The following is a 20,070-nucleotide window of genomic DNA, read 5'->3' as shown; positions in this document are numbered from 1 at the left end:
CCCCCCCTAAAAAAACACCCCACTTGCCTCGAAGTCTGCCGTCTTAAGACAGCTTTTGACTAATGCCGGAATAAGCGGCCTTGGATCATCATGACGATAATGCAGGCAATAATCCAGTTTTTCCAGCCCATAACGGCTTTTGAGCAACACCAGTTTTTGTTGGCGCACCAACCCGTTTGCCAGGCCCTGGGGTAAAAACCCAAGACCGGCCCCTTCCAGGATAAGCCCTGCCACTACGCCCCACTGGTTGCATACCAAAGTTTTGCCAAATTTCACGCCTGAACTTTCCAGCCAACTATCCAGAATGTGCGTGGCTCCCGAACCGCGCGGCAGTGTGATCAGGGTTTGCTTTTCTAATGAGGCGAGCTCCAGTAACGGCAAACGGCGGGCAATGTCGGGCCGGGCACACCACACAAATGAGGAACTGCGCAAAGGGATAGAGGTCAGCCCCGATCGCCTGGCATGGCCCGCAATCACGGCCACGTCCAGCTCTCCTTTTTCAAGCCTTTCGGTTAACGCCTGGCCAATATCGGTTAACACACTGATCGCCAGCGCCGGATGCTGCGTTTGCACTTGATGCACCCAGGCCGATAACCAGGTAATGGACGCCAGTTCACCTGAACCGATTCGACAACGCCCCTGTAAACCCGCGTTTGCCAAAACAATTTCCTTTAGTGCTTGCGCCTGCTGCAACAAGGCAATGGCATGGGGCAGCAAGCGTTCCCCGGCATCGGTCAAGCTGGCTTTATGGCCGCTACGGTCAAACAGGGGCTGGCCTAGTGACACCTCCAGTTCGGCCAGGCGCTTGGACAACGATGATACCGTCAAATTCACCCTTTCTGCCGCCACCGCAAAACTGGGACTACTGGCCGCCCAATAGAATGCTTCCAATTGTTTTAATGTCATTATTGAATAAAAGAAAACAAGTTATTACGATATTAATCGCTTTTTTATTAGCAGCAATCATTTTACAGTGACTCATCGTAAACATATTCATATTGTCCAGGTAAGCCCATGAAAGCATCAGCCCATCACACCCCACCCCTGCAAAACACATCCAGCAGTGCATGGACAGCCTTTAACGGTGCCAACACCAAAAGCAAACTGGCAAACATACTTTCCCTGGAGGATTTTGAAACAAAGGCACGCGCTTATTTACCCAAAGCACTTTACGGTTACATTGCCGGCTCGGTTGAAACCCGCCAAAGCTGGAAAGACAACTTCAATGCATTTGAAGAATGGGGCTTTGTGCCACGCGTACTGCAAAATGTCGCACGGCGCAGCCAATCAACCACACTGTTCAACCATGAATGGAGCTGCCCTTTTGGCATCGCCCCCATGGGCATTGCGGCCCTTTCCACCTATGACGGCGACCAGGTCATGGCCCGGGCAGCGGCACAGGCCAATATCCCTTTTATTTTAAGCGGCTCTTCACTTACCCGCCTTGAAAGCATCATGGAGGTTGCCCCCAACAGCTGGTTTCAGGCGTATTTACCGGGTGAGCAGCAGCGGATAAATGGACTCATTGCACGAGTCAAAGCCGCTGGCGTAAAGACACTGGTTATCACCGTTGACATACCCGTGGCCGGCAACCGCGAAAACAATATCCGCGCCGGATTTTCAACCCCCTTAAGGCCCAGCAACCGCTTAATTTGGGATGGACTGACACACCCACGCTGGTTACTGGGCACCTTTTTGCGCACCTTGATGGATGGCGTTCCTCATTTTGAAAATTCTTTCGCCGAGCGTGGTGCCCCCATTATTTCACGCAATGTAGAACGGGATTTTTCCAACCGGGAACACCTGGACTGGAGCCATATCGAAAAAATCCGTGAGCAATGGCCTGGTCATTTAATCATTAAAGGCATCTTGAATGCGCAAGATGCCGCCCTTGCCAAAGCCAAAGGTGCTGACGGCATCATTATTTCCAATCACGGTGGCCGCCAGCTTGATGGCGCCGTTTCACCGCTACGAGTCTTGCCCGATATTATCCAGGCCGCCGGCAACCTGCCCGTTATGCTGGATGGTGGCATTCGCAGGGGTAGTGATGTGCTGAAAGCCCTTGCATTAGGGGCCAAATTTGTATTTCTTGGGCGCCCTTTTAATTTTGCCGCGGCCACGGCTTCACAGGATGGGGTTAACCATGCCATTGCGCTACTGAAAGCCGAAATTGACCGCAATATGGCTATGCTGGGCGTGAATCAGCCTGAAGAACTGGGAGAGGCGTTTCTTATGCGCTTATATTGTGAATGCCGAGGCCGTTACCAGCGCATTGGATACTGCCGTTGACACCGCAGACATGATGACTTGGGTATGCCCAAATACGCTTGCGCGTTTGAACAGGTAGCTGCGCCCCCCCTGTCCCTGCCTTATGCCTGGGGGCTGATGCTGGCAGGAACATAAAAAACAACGGCAAGCGCTGTTTTCCTGACAAATATCAGGTCAAATGTATTTTATTAAGATATTAAGTATTGATATAAAATACCTTAATCCGTATGATATGCAAATATAGTAAAAGCACAATTTCAAAATACCTGTATTTTCCATAGCATTACGCAATATCAAGGAGACACAAATGAAAACAGTTAGTCCTGTCCGCAGAGCCCTGATAACCACCCTTCTATGCAGCAGCCTGTTCATGATGCCATCCATGGGAATGGCCAACAACAATTACCCAACCGGCCCGGTGACCATGATGGTGCCTTATCCGGCGGGTGGCCCCAGTGATTCGATTGCACGGGTATTAAGCGGCCCTATTGGCAAACAGCTGGGTGTTCAGGTCATTGTGGAAAACCTGGGCGGCGCCACCGGTTCCATCGCTGCTAACAAAGTACTAAATGCCAAGGCTGATGGTAGCTATTTCTTTCAGGGAACCGCCAACGAGCTGATTTTGCCCCCCCTAACCAATAGTGCTATCAAATTCAAGCCGAATGATTTTCGCAGTGTTCATCCTATAACCACATCAAACCTTGTATTGTTGGTAAAACAGGATTTACCGGTTAATAGTGTTGAGGATTTCATTGAACTGGCCAAAGAACAGGCTTCCGGTACACCCCTGACTTATGGTTCGGTAGGCGTTGGTTCCCTTTATCACCTGATCTCGGACCGGCTGTCCCAAACTCTTGATGCAAACCTGGTCCATGTTCCCTACCGTGGAACCACTAACGTAATGCAGGACCTGGCAGGCGGGCAGATTGATTTTGCCATCCAGGCATTTTCAAAAAACATGAAAGATATGGAAAAAGAAGGTCGCTATAAAATTCTTGCCGTCCTTTCAAAAGAAAAGCCCGAAATCCTGCAGGAATACCCTATCCTGAGTGACGCCAAAGGCTTTGAAGACTTCAACTACTTTACCGGCTCTTCCTATCTGGTAAAAAAAGACACGCCAGAACATATTGTTGAAAAGCTGAATAAAGCCATTGCCGCTGCCGTACAGGAACCGGAGGTTAGAAACGCACTGGGAGCCGATGGCCGTGTTGTTGCCAAACCAATGACGCCTGCACAAGCCAACGACTTTTATCAGGCGGAAATCCGGCAAACTGAAAATGTCATCAAGCAAACCGGCTTTAAGGGAAATTAAGCCAGACCACTTCAGCCATAGCAGGATAAAGAATGAACCGCTACACAAACTATATGAAGGCGCATTTTGACGAATTTGCCAAAATCCGCCACGATATCCACCAACACCCGGAGCTTGGCTTTAAAGAACAACGAACCAGCCACATTGTTCAGCAGCTACTGAAAGAATGGGGCTATGACGTACATACGGGTTACGGCACCACCGGTGTTGTGGGCGTGCTAAAAAAAGGAAACAGTCATAAAACCATGGGCATCCGGGCTGACATGGATGCCCTGCCCCTGCAGGAAACCACCGGGCTGCCCTATGCCAGTGTGCACAACAATATCATGCATGCCTGTGGACACGATGGCCATACCACCATGCTATTGGCAGCTGCCAAATACCTGGCTGAAAAAGGTGAGTTTTCGGGCACATTGAACCTGATTTTCCAGCCCGCCGAAGAAAGTCTGGGCGGCGCCAGGAAAATGATGGATGACGGTTTATTCAATGATCACCCCTGCGATGCCATTTTTGGCATGCATAACGCACCCGGTTTTCCGCAAGGGCAATTGCTGTTCCGTGACGGGCCAGCCATGTCTTCTTCCGATTACGTAACCATAACCATTACCGGTGTCGGCGGGCACGGTGCCCACCCGCATCTGGCCAAAGACCCGATTGTGGCGGCAGCCAGTATTATTATGGCGCTGCAAACCATTGTCTCACGTGAAGTAAACCCCAGCCAGCTGGCCGTTATCACCATTGGCGCCATGAATGCCGGCCATATCAATAACGTGATCCCCCAACAGGCCGTCCTGGAGCTTTCCGTTCGCGCTCTCAATGCCGAGGTTCGCAGCTTACTGGAAAACCGCATTAAAGCGCTGGTCAACGCACAAGCCGAAAGTTTTGGCGTAAGGGCGGATATCCACTACGAACGGGGCTACCCGGTACTGGTTAACACGCAGACAGAAACCGACTTTGCCCGCCAGACAGCCATTGAGTTTGCCGGCCAGGACAATGTCGTGCTTCAGACACCTGCCCGGCTGGGTAGTGAGGATTTTGCCTTCATGCTGGAAAAAGTGCCTGGATGTTATTTGTTTATTGGCAATGGTGAAGGCAACAAAGAAGGTGCCTGTGCCGTTCATAACCCTAATTATAATTTTAATGACAAAAACCTGGTAAATGGTGGCGCATTCTGGGCCTATCTGGCAGAACGCTACCTGAGCCATGCCGGTTAACCGGCCTGATTCAAGCCTGTTTTCAATTAATATGCGCCTATTCTTTGCACGGCTTCAAGCAACATGGGCGCGTATTTTTTTTCAAACTCATCCAGGCTTATTTCTGACTGGTTAATGGCCAGCTGGATGGCCGCAAGCGGGTATCCATGACGGTCCAGCAAGGCAGCACCAAGGCCCAGTTCACCATAAACAAACTGTTCTTTAGTGAGCCCATAGCCTTTTTTTCCCGCCAATTCAATTTCATTCAAAATCACCTGCCGGTCAAGCACGGTATGATGGGTAAATGCGATGAATTCCGAACGGTCCAGAATATCATCACGCTGTCCGGCATCAAGACAGGCCAATATTGACCTGCCACCGCCGCTACAGTAAATAGGTACCCTCTTGCCCAATAATGAAGAAGAATAATACTCTGACTTATATTGATGACGGACTGCATAAACCGTTTCAGTATCATCAAACAGGCTTAGGCTTACACGACAGCGGCTAAGCTGGCATAACTCAAACAGATGCGGATTCACCGTCTCGATAAAAGCATCGTTCCTTAAAAAATGAAACGCAAGATCCAGCACTTTCAGGCTTAATGAATAACGACGGCTGGACTCATTTTTATTGATATAACCCAACGTTTGCAAAGTATGTGTAAACCGTTGCGCCGTGCTTTTATCAAAGCCGGTCAGCCTGCAAATATCCATCAGGCTTAGCTCTCTTTCACTTTGACTGGTTTGTTCAAAACACTTTAATACCTCAAAGGCCTTGCCCACTGATTTAACAACAAGCGCGTCATCTTCTAATAATTTTTTCTTGGTCATTATATGTAGAGTTGAACAAATAAGTACAGGTAAATTCTGAGCCGGGAAGTTCTAGTATAAAGGATGTGCTTACTTCGGACTAGCAAAGACTGCCAAATCGGACCTGATCACATAAATTCAAAAATCGCGAATTGCCAGAGCCTGCCAACTCCACTTAAAAAAGAATTAAAAACCAGACTGCCACTCTCCTGTAGAATCCCCTTATCTTGTCACGACTTTACTTGGATTGCATGCCCTCCTCTCAACGTACCTCCCTTTTATTTGCTTTTGCCATTATTGCCGTTGCCTTAAACCTGCGCCCCGTGCTGGCTTCGATCAGCCCGCTACTTGACAGCATTCAGGCAGCAACCCAGATGAGCAACACTGCCGCCAGCCTGTTAACCACCCTGCCCATTTTTGTCATGGGTGTGTTTGCCTGGCTGGGCAAATTTCTACGTGGTTTTTTGGGAGAAAAGCAAGGCATTGCACTGGGTTTGTTACTCATTACCCTGGCCTGTCTGGCTCGCTTTCAATGGATAAGTACGGGTGGTTTACTATTAACCGCCGTTGTGGCCGGAGCAGGTATTGCCATGATTCAAGCACTCGCACCCAGTATCATCAAACGAATTTTTAATACTCACGCAAACCGGGTCATGGGGCTGTACACGACCGGCATTATGGGTGGTGCGGCTTTTACGGCTGCAGCGGTGGTTAAACTGGAAGACATCACCCATTTATCCACGGCATTGGCTATCTGGACCATACCGGCGCTTTTCACCTTGCTTGCCTGGCTACTGCTAACAGACAAAAAAAACCAAAAACAAGCCGAAGTCAGCGTCAATAATCATACGCATACAAGGCAAGGCTCTTTCCTGAAACAGCCACGTGCCTGGGAATTAATGATTTATTTTGGCATTTCAACCGGTGCCTATACCCTGGTGCTGGCTTGGTTGCCCCCTTTTTATACTTCTTTAGGCATGAAAGCCGCCAACGCCGGTTTTCTACTGAGTGGCATCAGTGTAATTGAAGTGCTTGCCGGTTTAACCGTTTCGGTTTTTACCCACCGTGTTAAAGACCAGCGTTTCTTGTTAATTGGGGTTTTGTTTTGCCTTGCGTTGGGTTTGTTATGTTTAATATTTGCACCCTTAACGTTGGTTTACCCGGCCATTGTTTTACTGGGCATTGGCCTGGGCGCCATCTTTCCGCTATCGCTTATTCTTACTTTAAGCCATAGCAAAGAACCTGCCCGCGCCGGAGACCTTGCCGCTTTTGTTCAGGGTGGTGGCTATATGATTGCCAGTTTCCTGCCTTTATTTGCCGGCATTGTTCGTGATGTGTTTGCGGATTTGACTTATGCCTGGGGATTAATGCTGGCAGGAACAGTCTTGCTCATTTTGATGAGCTGGCGGTTTTCCGAACGGTCTTATCGGGAGGGGTTGTAAACCCAACAATAATGGATACTCTCGTACGCGCTCCCACGCAGGAGCATGGGAGCGAGCCAGGATGGGTTTGTCTGGGTCAGCTAGATGCTAACATCAGCTGCAAAAAACCTTATCCGCCACGGGACTCATACCCTTCTCCGCCTTCGCTTTTCTTCAACAGCAACACTTTAAGCGCATCAATCTGTTCCGGTAACCAAGAATCAATCCCGGTCACTTCAATCCAGGCGTTCAGATAATGCCCGGGCGCATAAACATGACCATATCCCATGGGCACCGTATCGGACAAGGGCATGTCGATAAGTATCTGCAGCATGCTGACGACGGGATACCATTTAAGGAGCGGTGAAACATCAGGCCCTCTTGGCTTTTTCATCCAGTCGGCTTCCTGATAAAGCAGACCCTTTTCAAAAAAGGTAATGGCATCACTAGCATACTGCAAGTAAACAAAACGCAAATCACCCCATGGAACATCTTTGGCGTTGGGCATGCCATCCTGGTTCATAAACCGTACGAACCTGCCATCCTCAAAAACCGGCAGCCATTCTGTTGACCCGGCCTCCCGGTTATTCGTTAAAGAGCGCCACAATTCACTTGGAAACGGCGGTCCGCTCCAGACAGCGCCATTAATCGGATCACCCAGAATATCCAGGAACGTGAATGAGCGCTGGGAATTGAAAGCGCCAAGACTTAACCCATGCAGATACAATTCGGGCCGCTGGCTGGCGGGAAGCTCTTTCCAATAGTCATAAACCGTCCGAAATAGCGCCTGCGCGGATTCCAGGCCGCTTTCAGGCTGGAAAACCAGTGACATCGGGCTATTCAAATAAGAGTACTGTAAAGCCACACTGGCCACATCACCATGAAGCAAGTACTCCAGCCCATCCATGGCTGAAGGATCTACCCAGCCTGTGCCGGTTGGCGTAATGATGACCAGTGTTGAGCGATCAAAAGCCTTCACGCGTATCAGTTCATCCAGCAATAAGCGCGCACGTTCCATGGGACTGTCCGCCACCTGCAAACCGGCATAAAGCCGTATGGGTTCAAGTGCATTTTGACCGGTAAATGCGGTAATATCTGCTGCGGTAGGGCCCGATGCCACGAACTCTCTTCCTGCCCGCCCCAATTCACGCCAGTCCAGTTTTGAATTAATACTGCCTGCCCGCTCCGCGATAAGCGGTTGGGGACGGTCAGGCTCTAACAGTGCATCGTATTGCTGAAAAGACCGGTCTAAGGCCCGGAATGTATATTCAACCAAAACACCGTTGGTTAATGTAATGATGAGAAACACCGCCAGCACCACACCTGCCACCAGAGAGACCCGACGCGGGAAGCGTTGATAAAATTTGCCTGCCAGCATTTTACCAAACAGGATTAGCCCACGGGATATCAATAACAAAATTGCAAAACAGATAATGGCGATAACACTGACACTTAATGGATACCCGGTTTCCAGGGGCTCCATATTCATGACGCTTCGAATTGAATTCTGCCAGGTTTTGACATGATAAAGAGCCGTTGTTATTAAACCCAGACAAGCAACGATGGCAACCGGCCTTACCACCTTTAAACTGGCTGAAGACAAGCCTGGCAACTCAAGATAGCGGTAAACACTGCGTAACACAACGCCAATGCCATAACCCGCAGCAAAAGCAAAACCCGAAAGCACGCCCTGCACCACCTGGTTGCGGGGAATCAGGCTGGGTGTTAAGGATGCGGCAAAAAGCAAGATGCCCAATATGAGTCCAAATCCGGATAAAGATCTGAAGAAATTTCGCATTTTATTTGATGTCTCTGTAAATGTTATATGTTCAGTCTTATGGGATGCGTGACTGAATGCTGTTTTCTGCCTTGGCCAGCGCAGTTACTGCTTGTTTTTTGTAACAGCAAGTATAACCAAATACAATGATCGTAACCAGCTCCAATTATGTTTACGAAATTTTGATGGAAGCGTGAAGTATTCCCCCTATATCAGGATAGTTGTCACCCTCCTATTTCAACTAAAACAGGCGGTCAAGAACACTCATCATGGCCCGTTATTCCCATGAACGTAAACAAGCGCTACTTAATAAATTACTCCCGCCTTACAACCTGACGGTTGCCGAACTGGCCCGTCAGACGCATAGCCTGCCGGTGCTGGCCGCATTGCGTGAATGGCTAGATGCTGCTTTGCCGGTGGTGGTGCCCAAGGGCAAGCTGGGCGAAAGGGCTGGCTGTTTGCCAATACGCCAGCGCGGTTATCTATTCTCTGGTGCAAACCGCTCAAGCCAATGGGCATGAGCCCTACGCCTGGCTTAAACATGTGCTCGAACGTTTGCCGGTTACTAAAACGGTTGAAGACATTGAGGCACTGCTCCCTTGGAAAGTAAGTGCTCAACAGGTTGTCACAGAACTCGCCGCTTGAAAACTATGTGCTTGGTGGATCGCTTACGTTATCTATGAAAAGAGCCGTCACCAACACCCTCTGAGTCTGATTCAATCGTAAGCATTCAGCCTGTTTTATTTTGTTCCGTATTTGTTTCCTGATATGTTCTGAATTTTAATAAAATCAGAAAATTTTGCACGGAGAATTCTCGTTTTGCCTAAGTGGCTATCCAAGCGATAATTTGGCAACTTGCTATCGGCAAGCCGTAGTGAATATCACGTCCATGATATCTTACTCTGTCAAATTGACTGTTCATAGACCCAGCCTGATAATAAAAACTCAGTACAAAACCAAAACTACACAAGGATGAGATATGAATATAATGCGCGCGGCAGTTGTCACCGTAGGAACCCTACTTTCATTTAATTGTTTTGCGACTAACTCAGTCGACTATCCAAAAGAATCAATTCGAATGATCATGCCTTACACTCCCGGTGGTGGTGCAGACTCTTTAGGCAGACTTATGGCCTCTAAATTAATTGATACATTAAAACAGCAAGTAATTGTAGAAAATAAGCCAGGTGCCAATACAATGATCGCGACAGACTATGTGGCCAATCAAAAACCTGACGGCTATACCATTCTGTACGCCTCTAGTTCATTGACAATTAACCCGCATATCTACAAAGTACGTTACGATGCAGAAAAAGATTTTGCACCAGTTGCTCTGTTAGCAGATATTCCCCTTGTCATGGTAACGAACAAAAACTCACCTTATCAATCAATACAAGATGTCATTGAGCAAGCAAAAGTTAAAGAAAAAGGTCTCACTTACGGCTCATATGGGCAAGGCAGTGCTGCCCATCTGGCAGGTGCTATGTTCCAAAATATGACAGGGACAGAAATATTACATATTCCCTTTAAAGGCAGCTCTCCCGCTCTTGTGGCAGTAATGGGAAATCACATTGATATAGGCATCGTTAGTCTGGAGTCTGCTCTGGAGTCCATCAAAAGTGGTGAAATCAAAGCATTAGGTGTTTTCAGTAAAGAACGCGTTAATTCGCTGCAAGAAGTACCGGCCGTTACCGAAATCGTACCGGGGTGTATAACAGTAGGCTGGAATGCTGTTGTGGCACCTGCCGGAACCAAGCCAGAAATTGTAAAGATTTTGAATGAGGCAATTAACAAAACGTTACAGACACCTGAATTAACGGCATTTTTTACGAATCAAGGAACAGTGCCTGCTTTGTACAGCCCTGAAAAATTCGCGGAAATCATTCGTGCTGAAAACAAAAAATGGGGTGAGCTAGTAAAAGAGACCAACCTCAGGATTGAATAGCCTAATAGCCAAACGCGCAGCCTTATAGCAATTAAATTTGTCGATTTATCAACACGTTTTATCAACATCATGACAAACAAACATATTAAACAAGACAACAGTAAAAATTTTGCGGCTATTGTCACTGGGGGCAGCAGAGGGATTGGTGCTTCAATCACAAAGTCCTTAGTTGAAAATGGTATTCCTGTCTATAACCTGGATATCTCTCCTCCTCTTGACTTTAGCCCGGCTGCGCATATTCAAGTAGACATTTCTAATGCTTCACAACTGCAAAAAGTTCTAAAACAGGTTTGTGAATCAAATAATATTCTTTATTTAATAAACAACGCTGGCGTAGGTGGTCCGTTGAATTTAGAAGATGTTAGCCTAGATGCATTCCAACGTCTCACTGATATTAATGTACGTGCGGCCATACTTTGTGCTCAAGCAGTTTTACCTGCAATGAAAGCTGCTAGTTTTGGACGCATAATAAATATTACTAGCCGTTCTGCACTGGGCAAGGAAGGAAGAACCATTTATTCTGGAACAAAAGCAGCACTAATTGGCATGACTAGAACTTGGGCTTTAGAGCTTGGACGCTATGGTATTACTGTTAATGCGGTGGGTCCTGGTCCTATTGGCACCGAGCTATTCTGGCGTAGCAATCCCAAAGACAGCCCAAAAACCCAATCCATTATCAATGAAATACCTATAAAACGTATAGGTGAACCCGAGGATGTCGCTGCAGCAGTGGAGTATTTTATATCGGATAAAGCTGGCTTTGTCACAGGTCAAACATTGTTTGTCTGCGGTGGACTGACAATAGGTAGTACACATTAACAAGTAACAGGATTAATACTCTCCTTCAGGGCAGGGTATTAATCCTGTTTTTTAGGAACACGATAGTGACTCTGCGTTGGAGGTATCCAGGAGCTGGTCATATTGGCAGAAACTACTGATGAATTAAAATGCTGTGCCAAACTGCTTGTTAACAAGCTTTGTATACGACATTTGACATCCTCAAATTCTGAGGAGTGAACCCCAATTCCTATTGCTAACGGTACACCAGCAACATTCAAAGGGAGCTGTGTAGCAATAACTGAAGATCCTGACGTAACCGAAGATCGGCTATATGCGAAACCAGTTCGTCGACACTCGTAAATTTCTTCAAGTAAAATATCCGGATCTACAGGCTCTGCAAATGTATTATCCATGATATTGACGTTTCGAACGATCCGACGTATTTCCTCGTCCTCATTTAGGGTTAAAAGAACTTTACCCACTGCCGCACGGCAAATCGGACGCATTAGCCCTGGCTTCAGGCCAACCCTTGATGTACGAGCTGATACGATGTGCATATACTGAGCATACAAACCATTCTGAATTGCAAGAAGAACAACATGTCCACTGGCTGACGCCAAGTCCTCCATCAGTTTCAGGAGGCTTCCATCATTAAAAATTCGATGGTACATCCACATTCCAAGAAAAGACACGCGGACTGTAGGGTAGAAAGTACGATTATACCGATCATATGCAAGATACCCCAATTTATGCAAACCATGCAAAAGTACAGAGGTACTTGATTGAGGGTAGCCAAGTTTTTCGGAAATTTCACCAACGGTAAGTGAACACTGTTCAACAGAAAAAAGCTCAAATATTTCCAGCCCACGGTGAACTGCCCCAACAGACTTCCCGTAAGGTTCATTCAGAATATAATCAGTCAAAGGAATTTCTTCATCGTATGTCATCGCTATTACCTATCAAAATGACGCAATCAAGCTTCTATTGAAAAAATCATTTAAATATAATTGAGGAATATTTAAATATTCCTCAAGCGCTAGTATAGGTTGTTATCAACCGCATTTATTATTTATTTGATCTGTAAGTTAATTTTGCCGCTCATAATAAGCACCAAATAAACGGTCTGTATCAGCGCCCAAAGAGGGTGAAGGCGAATTGAAGTCGGGCCTTTTGCCATTAAAGCGTATAGGAAGTCCAACCGTTTCACGACCTCTTGGTCCTTGCAACAAGCCTATTTGTTGTGTGTGTTCAGTTTCCACCAAATCCGAAATAGTTTGTACCGGCGCATTTGGTATTGAAGCCTGATCCAATAAATCAGCCAACTCATGACGCTCAAATTGAGCAGCAAATGCCTCAATGAGTGGAATCAACTCTAACTGGTTAACAACTCTAGCTGCATTATTGACAAAACGTGGATCATTAGCCAATTCCGGACACCCCATTACACGACACAAAGAAGCGAACAATCTATCATTGCCAGCCCCTATAACCAGCCAGCCTGACTTTGTAAAAAATGCCTGATAAGGCACAATGCCAGCGGCCCCAGAGCCTTGTGGCAATTGCCTACCTCCACCCATCATGTGTCTTGCAACTGGCGTTGCAACCCATGCAACAGCCGTTTCAAAAAGTGATGTTTCGATCCTAGTGCCGTTACCTGTTTCTTTTCGCTTTAAAAGCGACGCTAATATACCAATTACAGACCACAGACCAGCACCCATATCGACCATTGATACTCCTACACGAATAGGAGGTCTAGATTGATTTTCACCAGTAACACTCATTATTCCACAAAATGCCTGCATTAGAGGATCATAACCTGGCTTATGAGATAGTAGGCCACCACTACCAAAAGCCCCTAACTCACAGTAAACCAGAGCCGGTTTTTCTTTGAGCAAAGCTTCAGAGCCTAAACCGAGGCGATCTGCAGAGCCTGCTCGCAGGTTGCAAATGACCACATCCGCACGCTCCAGAATCAAGGTTTTTAACGCATCGCGTTGCTTAGTATTAGCAAGATTAACAGCAATACTTTGTTTATTACGATTAAATGCATTGAAATGTGGTCCCATTTCATCTACAAATGGAGGTCCCCAACCACGCGCAGCATCTCCACCTTCCGGATTTTCCACCTTGATAACCTCTGCCCCAAGATCGGCAAGAATCATCCCTGCATATGGGGCTGCTACGCTATGACCAATTTCCACTACCACAAAGCCAATCAGTGGTTTATTGTCTGACATAATTTCATTCCTTAAAGATAAAGCCAGTAACCATACAGAATTAAGAAAAATTCTTCTGCTGGTCCAACTGCACAAGCAAGCGCTGAGCCCGAGCGACAATAGGAGCATCAATCATGCGTCCATCAAATTCGAATGCACCTTTTCCATTTTTTTTTGCATCCTCATAAGCTTGTACAATTCGCTTTGCTGCATTCACTTGCGCAGATCCAGGACTGAAAGCCTCATTAATCATTGCTACTTGCCGAGGATGAACGCATGTCGCACCGGCAAAACCCAGTCGACGGGAGCGTCCCAGCATTTCTTTGTAATGCTGATCATTATTATTAATATCAGCAACAGAACCAATCACGCCAATAGGAAGAATTCCAGCAGCCCGAGCAGCTAGTACACCCAGCATTTTTGCAACGTATAGACTATCTGCATTTGGTTCGGCATCTAGTTCGGTAGCAAGGTCTTCCCCACCCACAGCCATTCCCACCAGTCGAGGACTGGCCTTGGCAATTTCATTAATTCTCGCAATACCCTCGGGTGTTTCCACCAAAGCAAGCAATTTAGTATGACCGGGTTTCACATTAAATTTTTGCTCATTGATTTCTATAAGCTCAACCAGCAATTGTAAATGTTCCGGACCTTTAACTTTGGGAATGACTAAGCCATATAATTCAGGACATACAGCAGCAGCGATATCCGCAACGGCCAGATCCAAATCACGATTAATGCGTACAAGAACGTCTGGGCCGCCTTGACTGATACGTACAATGGATTGCTTTAATTTTTCGCGAGCCTGTGGTTTTTCCAATATTGAAATGGAGTCTTCAAGATCAAGAATAACTGCATCTGCTTTACGCTCATGAGCACGAGCAATAAATTTTTCAGAATTTGCAGGACAAAAAAGCAAGGAACGCCAGAAAGGTTGTGTAGAGTTGTTCACGTTAATTATTCCTAAATTGTTTTTTTGAAATGAAGTTCAACTGAGGCTGATACTTTCCCATCCTTATTTACTGCCACCACATCCATCACAGAAGCATCCCCCTGATCACGAAAATTACTGCCACACAAGTGTACGGAGTCTCCCATGAATAAAGGACTTGATAACCTAGCTTTTAGCTGGCTCAATTTTCTATCCGGATGATGTCTAAGGGCTTCATCAATCAACCAGTGAACGGTAAGAGCTCCATTCATTACACAACCTGGATATCCTTCCTCACTTCGCGCATAATCAGCATCATAATGAATGCGGTGACCATTCCATGTCAAAGCACTGTATCTAAACAAGTGAATCGGTTCGATCGTACGAGGCTCAGACCAGGCATAGTCTGCAGGATCAATCATCGATAATAGCTCTGTTCCATTCTCATTCACTGTGGCAGCCTTAATCGCAGGCTCACGATAAATAATATTCTGCAACTCCACTAAGGACGGATCACCATTAATCTCAATGGTATGTTTCACTTGAACAAAGACCAACTTTCCTGATCTGCCCTGTTTCGGTGTAATGGCAGCGATTTCAGATATCTTACGGGCTTGATCACCGACAAGTAATGGGCGGATGAAATTTACCTCACGTCCAACAAACATTCTCCTGGGAAGGGGGATTGGAGGAAGAAAGTCTCCTTTTTGTGGATGACCATCGGGTCCAATTTGAGAGGCAGGTGCATTTGGTGTAAAGAACATCGAATACCAATGTGGAGGCAATTCGCTACCGCGTTGAAATATCAATGGATCCATATCTGACATCGCTGCTGCACGGCGTACAAGTGTAAGACTGACTTCATCTTCAGTTGTTTGGGTTTTCCCCAGCCACTTTTTAAATTCGTTAGACATAATATTTATGGTTCCTATTAAGTTATATTCAATAAGATCTTGGAAGCTTTAAGGAATGCTGGGCAATATTAGACAAAATCAAATTAGTTGAAACAGGCGCAATACGGGCCAATCGCGCTTCACGCCATTTGCGCTCGATATGATACTCACGTGCCAATCCAAAACCGCCATGTGTCTGCATACATGCTTCTGCTGCGTTCCACAATGCTTCAGCTGCAAGATAGCGAGCCATATTTGCTTCAGCACCACAAGGCTGTCTAGCTTCAAACAGAGCTGTTGCACGGCGAATCATCATATCTGCCGCCTCAGATTGAATATACGCTTGCGCAAGTGGAAACTGGATTCCCTGATTAGCACCAATCGGTTTTCCAAAAACGACTCGTTCGTTTGCATAATTAGTAGCTATTTTTATGAACCAGCGTGTCGACCCAAGCGCTTCGGCAGCGGTAATCATACGTTCTGCATTCATGCCATCCAAAATATAGCGAAAGCCTTTACCTTCCTCCCCTACCAATGAGTCTGCAGGAATTTCCAAATTATCAAAAAACACCTCTGTGGCATGATGATTTACCATCGCCTTGATCGGCTGTATTTTTAATCCATTACCCAAATTTTTCTTAATATCAATAAGAAAGGTAGAAATACCATCAATACGTTTTGAAACTTCATTGGCTGGTGTTGTACGTGCAAGCACCAACATCAAGTCTGAATGTTCCGCACGGGAGGTCCAAACTTTCTGGCCGTTCAGTACATAACCAGTATCAGTTTTAACCGCACGAGTCTTAATCTGTGTAGTGTCCGAACCACTAGTCGGTTCAGTAACACCAAATGCCTGCAGACGTAACTTGCCAGAGGCAATATCGGGCAAGTATTTTCTTTTTTGGGCCTCACTGCCATGTCGCAAAATAGTACCCATAATATACATTTGTGCATGACCAGCTGCCGCATGGCATCCAGCAGCGCAGACTTCTTCCATAATAACTGCTGCCGCGCGCAAAGGAAGGCCAGTGCCACCATACTCCTCAGGAATAAGCGCACCAAGAAATCCTGCATTAGTCAGTGCTTGAATGAATTCAGTTGGATAGTCTTCTTTTTCATCTAATTTTGCCCAATATTCATTGGGAAAATCCGAACAAACACGACGTACAGAGTCACGAATATCAGTGTAATCTTCTCCTATTTGCATTGTGATCGGTTGAGAACCACCTGTATTTGTATCATTCATATTTATATCTCCATTAAATTTTAAGGTTAACAATTTCAGAACTTTTCAATTTCTTTGAAAATGGTATTAGTCAAACAGCCTATTTTGGAAACTTGAATGGTTACCTCATCCCCATCTTTCATGTAAAGTGGCGGCTCTTTCTTAAAGCCAACGCCACCAGGTGTACCAGTAACAATGACATCACCAGGAGTAAGCACAGTGAATGAAGAAATGTAAGCAATCAGTTCAGAAATAGAAAATAACATCATGTCGGTACTTGCCGATTGCATGAGATTTCCATTTAGAAATGTTTCAAGTACCAAGTTTTCATTCTCACGAATTTCATCGGTCGTCACTAGTGTCGGACCAAATGCCCCTGTACTCATGAAGTTTTTGCCTTGTGTCCACTGTGTACTATGCCCTTGCCAATCCCTCACTGAGGCATCGTTATAAGCAGACATTCCTGCTATATGGTGCCAAGCATGTTCGGCTTTAATACGGCGTCCCCCCAGACCAATTACTATCGCTATTTCACCTTCGTAATCCAGGCAATCTGATTCAAGTGGACAAATTATTGGTTGTTGATGCCCAATCTGAGAGTTGGGCAAGCGTAAGAAAACAGTAGGATTCGCGGTAGCCGTGCGTTTTGTTTCTCGACGATGTTCTTCATAATTCAAACCCACGCAAAATATCCCTTGCGGATCTGCAACGACTGCGCGATAAGCTGTAATCGCATTCAAATTAAGATCGGTTGACTTATTTATTGCAAGATTTTTAAGTTCATCAAAACTAGATTGTTTCAGTGCGTGAGCAAGATTCTCGCATCCTAGATGAGCACCTAAATCAACAATCTCATTTACAGAATTTATCGCACCAAACGTGCTCTTTTCACCATTTTTATAGCTAATAAATTGCATGATTTTTTTACCAAAGATTATTGATTTTATGATTTTCCAGTTGCCACAATTTTTTCAGCAATTCTGAACTCTCCATAGGTACAGCACCTACCTCTGAGCAAACAAGAAACTTTTCATCAAGATCTGCTCTTGAGAGCGGATTATTAGCATGGCCCTTTGCATACTTAACTCGTTGACTTTCCATCCGTAACCCAGATTCCAGTGTGATAAAAACTTGATCCTCTGCTGCAGCACCAACCCATTCGTCAGAATAATTAATTGTTTCGACGACATGCACTTTTTTCATCAGTTTAGTTATGTCGCTACTTTGAACAATATCGTCTGTTAGCTCAGTTAATCCGATCTTGCCGTACACCAATGCGCAGGCCATAGCAAACTCAATGCTAAACTTCGCTTCCAGTCCACTTTGCGGGAAGTGATTACGTAGAATAGTCGCATGCTCATGACTCATGATCACCTCGATTTTCATCACATCTTTCGGTTTGATCCCCTCTTGTTTGACAAGATCTAGAATGGCATCTACTGATCGATGCGTGTAAAAACAAGTCGGATATTTTTTGATACTGACCGCTTTACTTTCTACCAACCATTGACCTTCCGGCAATTCCACCAAGGTTTCAGTATCTACGTTACCTGTGGGTGAGAACGCCTTTAAAAACCCCTGAGAGTGCTCCAGAATATCAAGACCGGCTGTGAAGCCTTCTTTTGCTAATTTGGCTGCTACAATCCCCGCCTGAGCTGCTCGTGCTGTCTGGAAGGATTTACTCATAGATCCAAAATTAGCCATAAGGCCTGAACTTTGTGTTGCTCCAATACCAATAGCATGGGCTGCATGAATAGCATCAAGTTTTAATAGCACAGCGCATGCTGCTGCCGCTCCTACTGCACCAAACACACTGGTAGTGTGCCACCCCTTGATAGGATGCATATCCATTTCTCGATCCACCAATTCGCCCCATACCTGATAACCAGTTACATAGGCATTCAATAAATCATCCCCGGAACTGCCAATCTCAGATCCTAAAGCGAAAATAGCAGGAGTAATAACTGCACTCGGATGTCCTCGTAAGGCCACATCATCAAAATCAAGTACATGAGCAGCTACTCCATTGATCAATGCCGCTGTTTCGGCGGAAGTCATTTCAAAACCACAAAATTCCAAAGCATGACCAGAAGTTAGCGGACTAAAAGCACGACGCAAGACCTGAACCGGAGTTTCTCGGCGGCCAGCCAGCATAGTTGCTACCGTATCAATTATTCCAACCTTAGCTGCTTCCTTAGCTTCATAACTGGTTCCACTCTGAACAACTTTACTGATAAGTTCACCCAGTAAGGTAGTAAGCATAATTTCTATCCTCTATTTCATTTGAAATGACTGAAAAATTAATGTTATGTGCTATCCAAGTCAGGGAAAAGATTATTATTTTCCACCTGCAAAGTCGTATGGACTATCCAAATAAAACCACTCTTCAGTTTTTGAACCTTGTGAATTGCACATTTCTTTTTATTAGTATCGAATCCTAATGAATCATGGTCAATAGACTCTCTTGTAATATCAGCCTACTGATGGCTAACCGCCAGCTGTTGATCCAGAGTGGGCTTTGATGTAGACGTACTGCCGCCAACACACATTGACATGACCACGTTAGCGCTCATTGTGCGTTTATTCGGATGCCGTGTTTGTCAAAGTAGTTGGAACGCCCCCTCTGTCACACTAGTTGTCCGATCTTTTAATTTTTACATTTCATCCATTTGAGGGAGCGGATAGAGTTTTTCAATCTCATCCTACAGTCCCGACCTTAAAGCGCAGATCGTTAAAAAAATGATGCCGCCCAATAACCAGAGTATTGCCCAGATCAGCCGGGAAAGTGGTATTCATGTGGCGACGTTATATACTTGGAAAAAACAGTTTCAAGCAAAAGGATTTGTTGTGCCTGCAAAGCGGCGTTTGAATCAGCTGATGTGCTTGATGAGCCGGTTAGTAAAACGGCACTGACCGCCGAGCGCAAAAAGACCCGGCAGCTGGAAAAAGAACTTAGACGCAAGGAGAAGGCACTGGCTGAAACTGCTACCTTATTGACCTTGTCAAAAAAAGCTCGGGCTATCTGGGGCATCAACGAGGACGACTGATTCCCGTCACGATGAAACAGATAGCCATTACCCTGATCCAGGAAGCGGTTCATGCCGGTGCGCGACGCCATAAAGCCTGCGCTATCCAAGACATTTATATTGCCTCTGAATCCAGTTTTTACCGTAATGCTCCGGCCAGTGCCGTCTAGAATTCTGTTTTAAATTCTAGCAATATAGATGTCCATTTATTCAACTAGGTTTTGATGCGTTATGGATGTTTCTCTTTATTCGGTGCCGGTGGCCGAGCGAC

The 20,070-nt window shown here is 45.9% G+C and carries 18 protein-coding genes and 1 pseudogene; 9 read left to right on the top strand and 10 right to left on the bottom strand.

The window, feature by feature from the left end:
* Window positions 1–6: 6 nt before the first annotated feature.
* On the bottom strand, window positions 7–906 hold the full coding sequence (locus JHL22_RS14795; protein ID WP_200239182.1) for a LysR family transcriptional regulator: 900 nt from the start codon (window positions 904–906) through the stop codon (window positions 7–9).
* Window positions 907–1,014: 108 nt separating this feature from the next.
* On the opposite strand from JHL22_RS14795, the gene JHL22_RS14790 reads away from it, so the two are divergent.
* The 3 genes from JHL22_RS14790 to JHL22_RS14780 all read left to right on the top strand — a co-directional run bounded on the left by JHL22_RS14790 (window position 1,015) and on the right by JHL22_RS14780 (window position 4,794).
* Window positions 1,015–2,289 carry an alpha-hydroxy acid oxidase gene (locus JHL22_RS14790; RefSeq protein WP_200239180.1) on the top strand — a complete coding sequence of 425 codons (1,275 nt, stop codon included), beginning with the start codon at window positions 1,015–1,017 and terminating at the stop codon, window positions 2,287–2,289.
* Window positions 2,290–2,575: 286 nt separating this feature from the next.
* Window positions 2,576–3,580, top strand: a complete 1,005-nt coding sequence (locus JHL22_RS14785) for a Bug family tripartite tricarboxylate transporter substrate binding protein (RefSeq protein WP_200239178.1) — start codon at window positions 2,576–2,578, stop codon at window positions 3,578–3,580.
* Between the two features lie 32 nt (window positions 3,581–3,612).
* A complete protein-coding gene (locus tag JHL22_RS14780; RefSeq protein ID WP_200239177.1) occupies window positions 3,613–4,794 on the top strand; it encodes a M20 aminoacylase family protein in 1,182 nt (393 codons plus the stop codon).
* Window positions 4,795–4,820: 26 nt separating this feature from the next.
* Here the strand turns inward: JHL22_RS14780 and JHL22_RS14775 are convergent, their stop codons facing one another.
* On the bottom strand, window positions 4,821–5,606 hold the full coding sequence (locus tag JHL22_RS14775; RefSeq protein ID WP_200239175.1) for an IclR family transcriptional regulator: 786 nt from the start codon (window positions 5,604–5,606) through the stop codon (window positions 4,821–4,823).
* 230 nt (window positions 5,607–5,836) lie between these two features.
* Between JHL22_RS14775 and JHL22_RS14770 the strand changes: the two genes are divergently transcribed.
* A complete protein-coding gene (locus tag JHL22_RS14770) occupies window positions 5,837–7,027 on the top strand; it encodes an MFS transporter (protein WP_189383484.1) in 1,191 nt (396 codons plus the stop codon).
* A 109-nt stretch (window positions 7,028–7,136) separates the two neighbouring features.
* Here the strand turns inward: JHL22_RS14770 and JHL22_RS14765 are convergent, their stop codons facing one another.
* Window positions 7,137–8,762: an alpha/beta hydrolase gene (locus JHL22_RS14765; protein ID WP_234041329.1), complete on the bottom strand. Its 1,626-nt coding sequence runs from the start codon at window positions 8,760–8,762 to the stop codon at window positions 7,137–7,139.
* A gap of 460 nt (window positions 8,763–9,222) precedes the next feature.
* On the opposite strand from JHL22_RS14765, the pseudogene JHL22_RS14760 reads away from it, so the two are divergent.
* From JHL22_RS14760 to JHL22_RS14750, 3 genes and pseudogenes are all read left to right on the top strand, one after another.
* Window positions 9,223–9,428, top strand: a pseudogene (locus JHL22_RS14760) (transposase domain-containing protein); the annotation flags it as partial.
* 334 nt (window positions 9,429–9,762) lie between these two features.
* The gene (locus JHL22_RS14755) at window positions 9,763–10,728 is read left to right on the top strand and encodes a Bug family tripartite tricarboxylate transporter substrate binding protein (protein WP_200239170.1); all 966 of its coding nucleotides are present in this window, start codon (window positions 9,763–9,765) and stop codon (window positions 10,726–10,728) included.
* Window positions 10,729–10,797: 69 nt separating this feature from the next.
* Window positions 10,798–11,547 (top strand): SDR family oxidoreductase, encoded by a 750-nt coding sequence (locus JHL22_RS14750; RefSeq protein ID WP_200239168.1) that lies wholly within the window; start codon window positions 10,798–10,800, stop codon window positions 11,545–11,547.
* Between the two features lie 38 nt (window positions 11,548–11,585).
* On the opposite strand, the gene JHL22_RS14745 is transcribed toward JHL22_RS14750, so the two are convergent.
* From JHL22_RS14745 to JHL22_RS14715, 7 genes are all read right to left on the bottom strand, one after another.
* Entirely contained in the window at window positions 11,586–12,455 is an 870-nt protein-coding gene (locus tag JHL22_RS14745; RefSeq protein ID WP_200239166.1) for an IclR family transcriptional regulator, read from the bottom strand.
* A gap of 138 nt (window positions 12,456–12,593) precedes the next feature.
* The gene (locus JHL22_RS14740) at window positions 12,594–13,745 is read right to left on the bottom strand and encodes a CaiB/BaiF CoA transferase family protein (RefSeq protein WP_200239164.1); all 1,152 of its coding nucleotides are present in this window, start codon (window positions 13,743–13,745) and stop codon (window positions 12,594–12,596) included.
* 40 nt (window positions 13,746–13,785) lie between these two features.
* Complete coding sequence (locus tag JHL22_RS14735) at window positions 13,786–14,676, bottom strand: HpcH/HpaI aldolase/citrate lyase family protein (RefSeq protein WP_200239161.1); 891 nt, start codon at window positions 14,674–14,676, stop codon at window positions 13,786–13,788.
* 11 nt (window positions 14,677–14,687) lie between these two features.
* Entirely contained in the window at window positions 14,688–15,569 is an 882-nt protein-coding gene (locus tag JHL22_RS14730) for an HTD2 family dehydratase (RefSeq protein ID WP_234041328.1), read from the bottom strand.
* Window positions 15,570–15,597: 28 nt separating this feature from the next.
* Window positions 15,598–16,794: an acyl-CoA dehydrogenase family protein gene (locus JHL22_RS14725; protein ID WP_200239159.1), complete on the bottom strand. Its 1,197-nt coding sequence runs from the start codon at window positions 16,792–16,794 to the stop codon at window positions 15,598–15,600.
* 35 nt (window positions 16,795–16,829) lie between these two features.
* Window positions 16,830–17,690 (bottom strand): fumarylacetoacetate hydrolase family protein, encoded by an 861-nt coding sequence (locus JHL22_RS14720; RefSeq protein WP_200239156.1) that lies wholly within the window; start codon window positions 17,688–17,690, stop codon window positions 16,830–16,832.
* Window positions 17,691–17,697: 7 nt separating this feature from the next.
* Window positions 17,698–19,035, bottom strand: coding sequence for an MmgE/PrpD family protein (locus JHL22_RS14715; protein WP_200239154.1), 1,338 nt, complete (start codon window positions 19,033–19,035; stop codon window positions 17,698–17,700).
* A gap of 477 nt (window positions 19,036–19,512) precedes the next feature.
* Here JHL22_RS14715 and JHL22_RS16230 point away from each other — a divergent pair, with 477 nt between their 5' ends.
* Window positions 19,513–19,686 (top strand): helix-turn-helix domain-containing protein, encoded by a 174-nt coding sequence (locus tag JHL22_RS16230; protein WP_200239152.1) that lies wholly within the window; start codon window positions 19,513–19,515, stop codon window positions 19,684–19,686.
* 145 nt (window positions 19,687–19,831) lie between these two features.
* Window positions 19,832–19,969, top strand: coding sequence for a hypothetical protein (locus JHL22_RS14705; RefSeq protein WP_200239149.1), 138 nt, complete (start codon window positions 19,832–19,834; stop codon window positions 19,967–19,969).
* Window positions 19,970–20,070: the final 101 nt, after the last annotated feature.

Source organism: Advenella mandrilli, from assembly GCF_016595155.1.
GTDB classification, from domain to species: domain Bacteria; phylum Pseudomonadota; class Gammaproteobacteria; order Burkholderiales; family Burkholderiaceae_B; genus Advenella; species Advenella mandrilli.
This window is presented reverse-complemented; position numbering and strand designations above follow the sequence as displayed.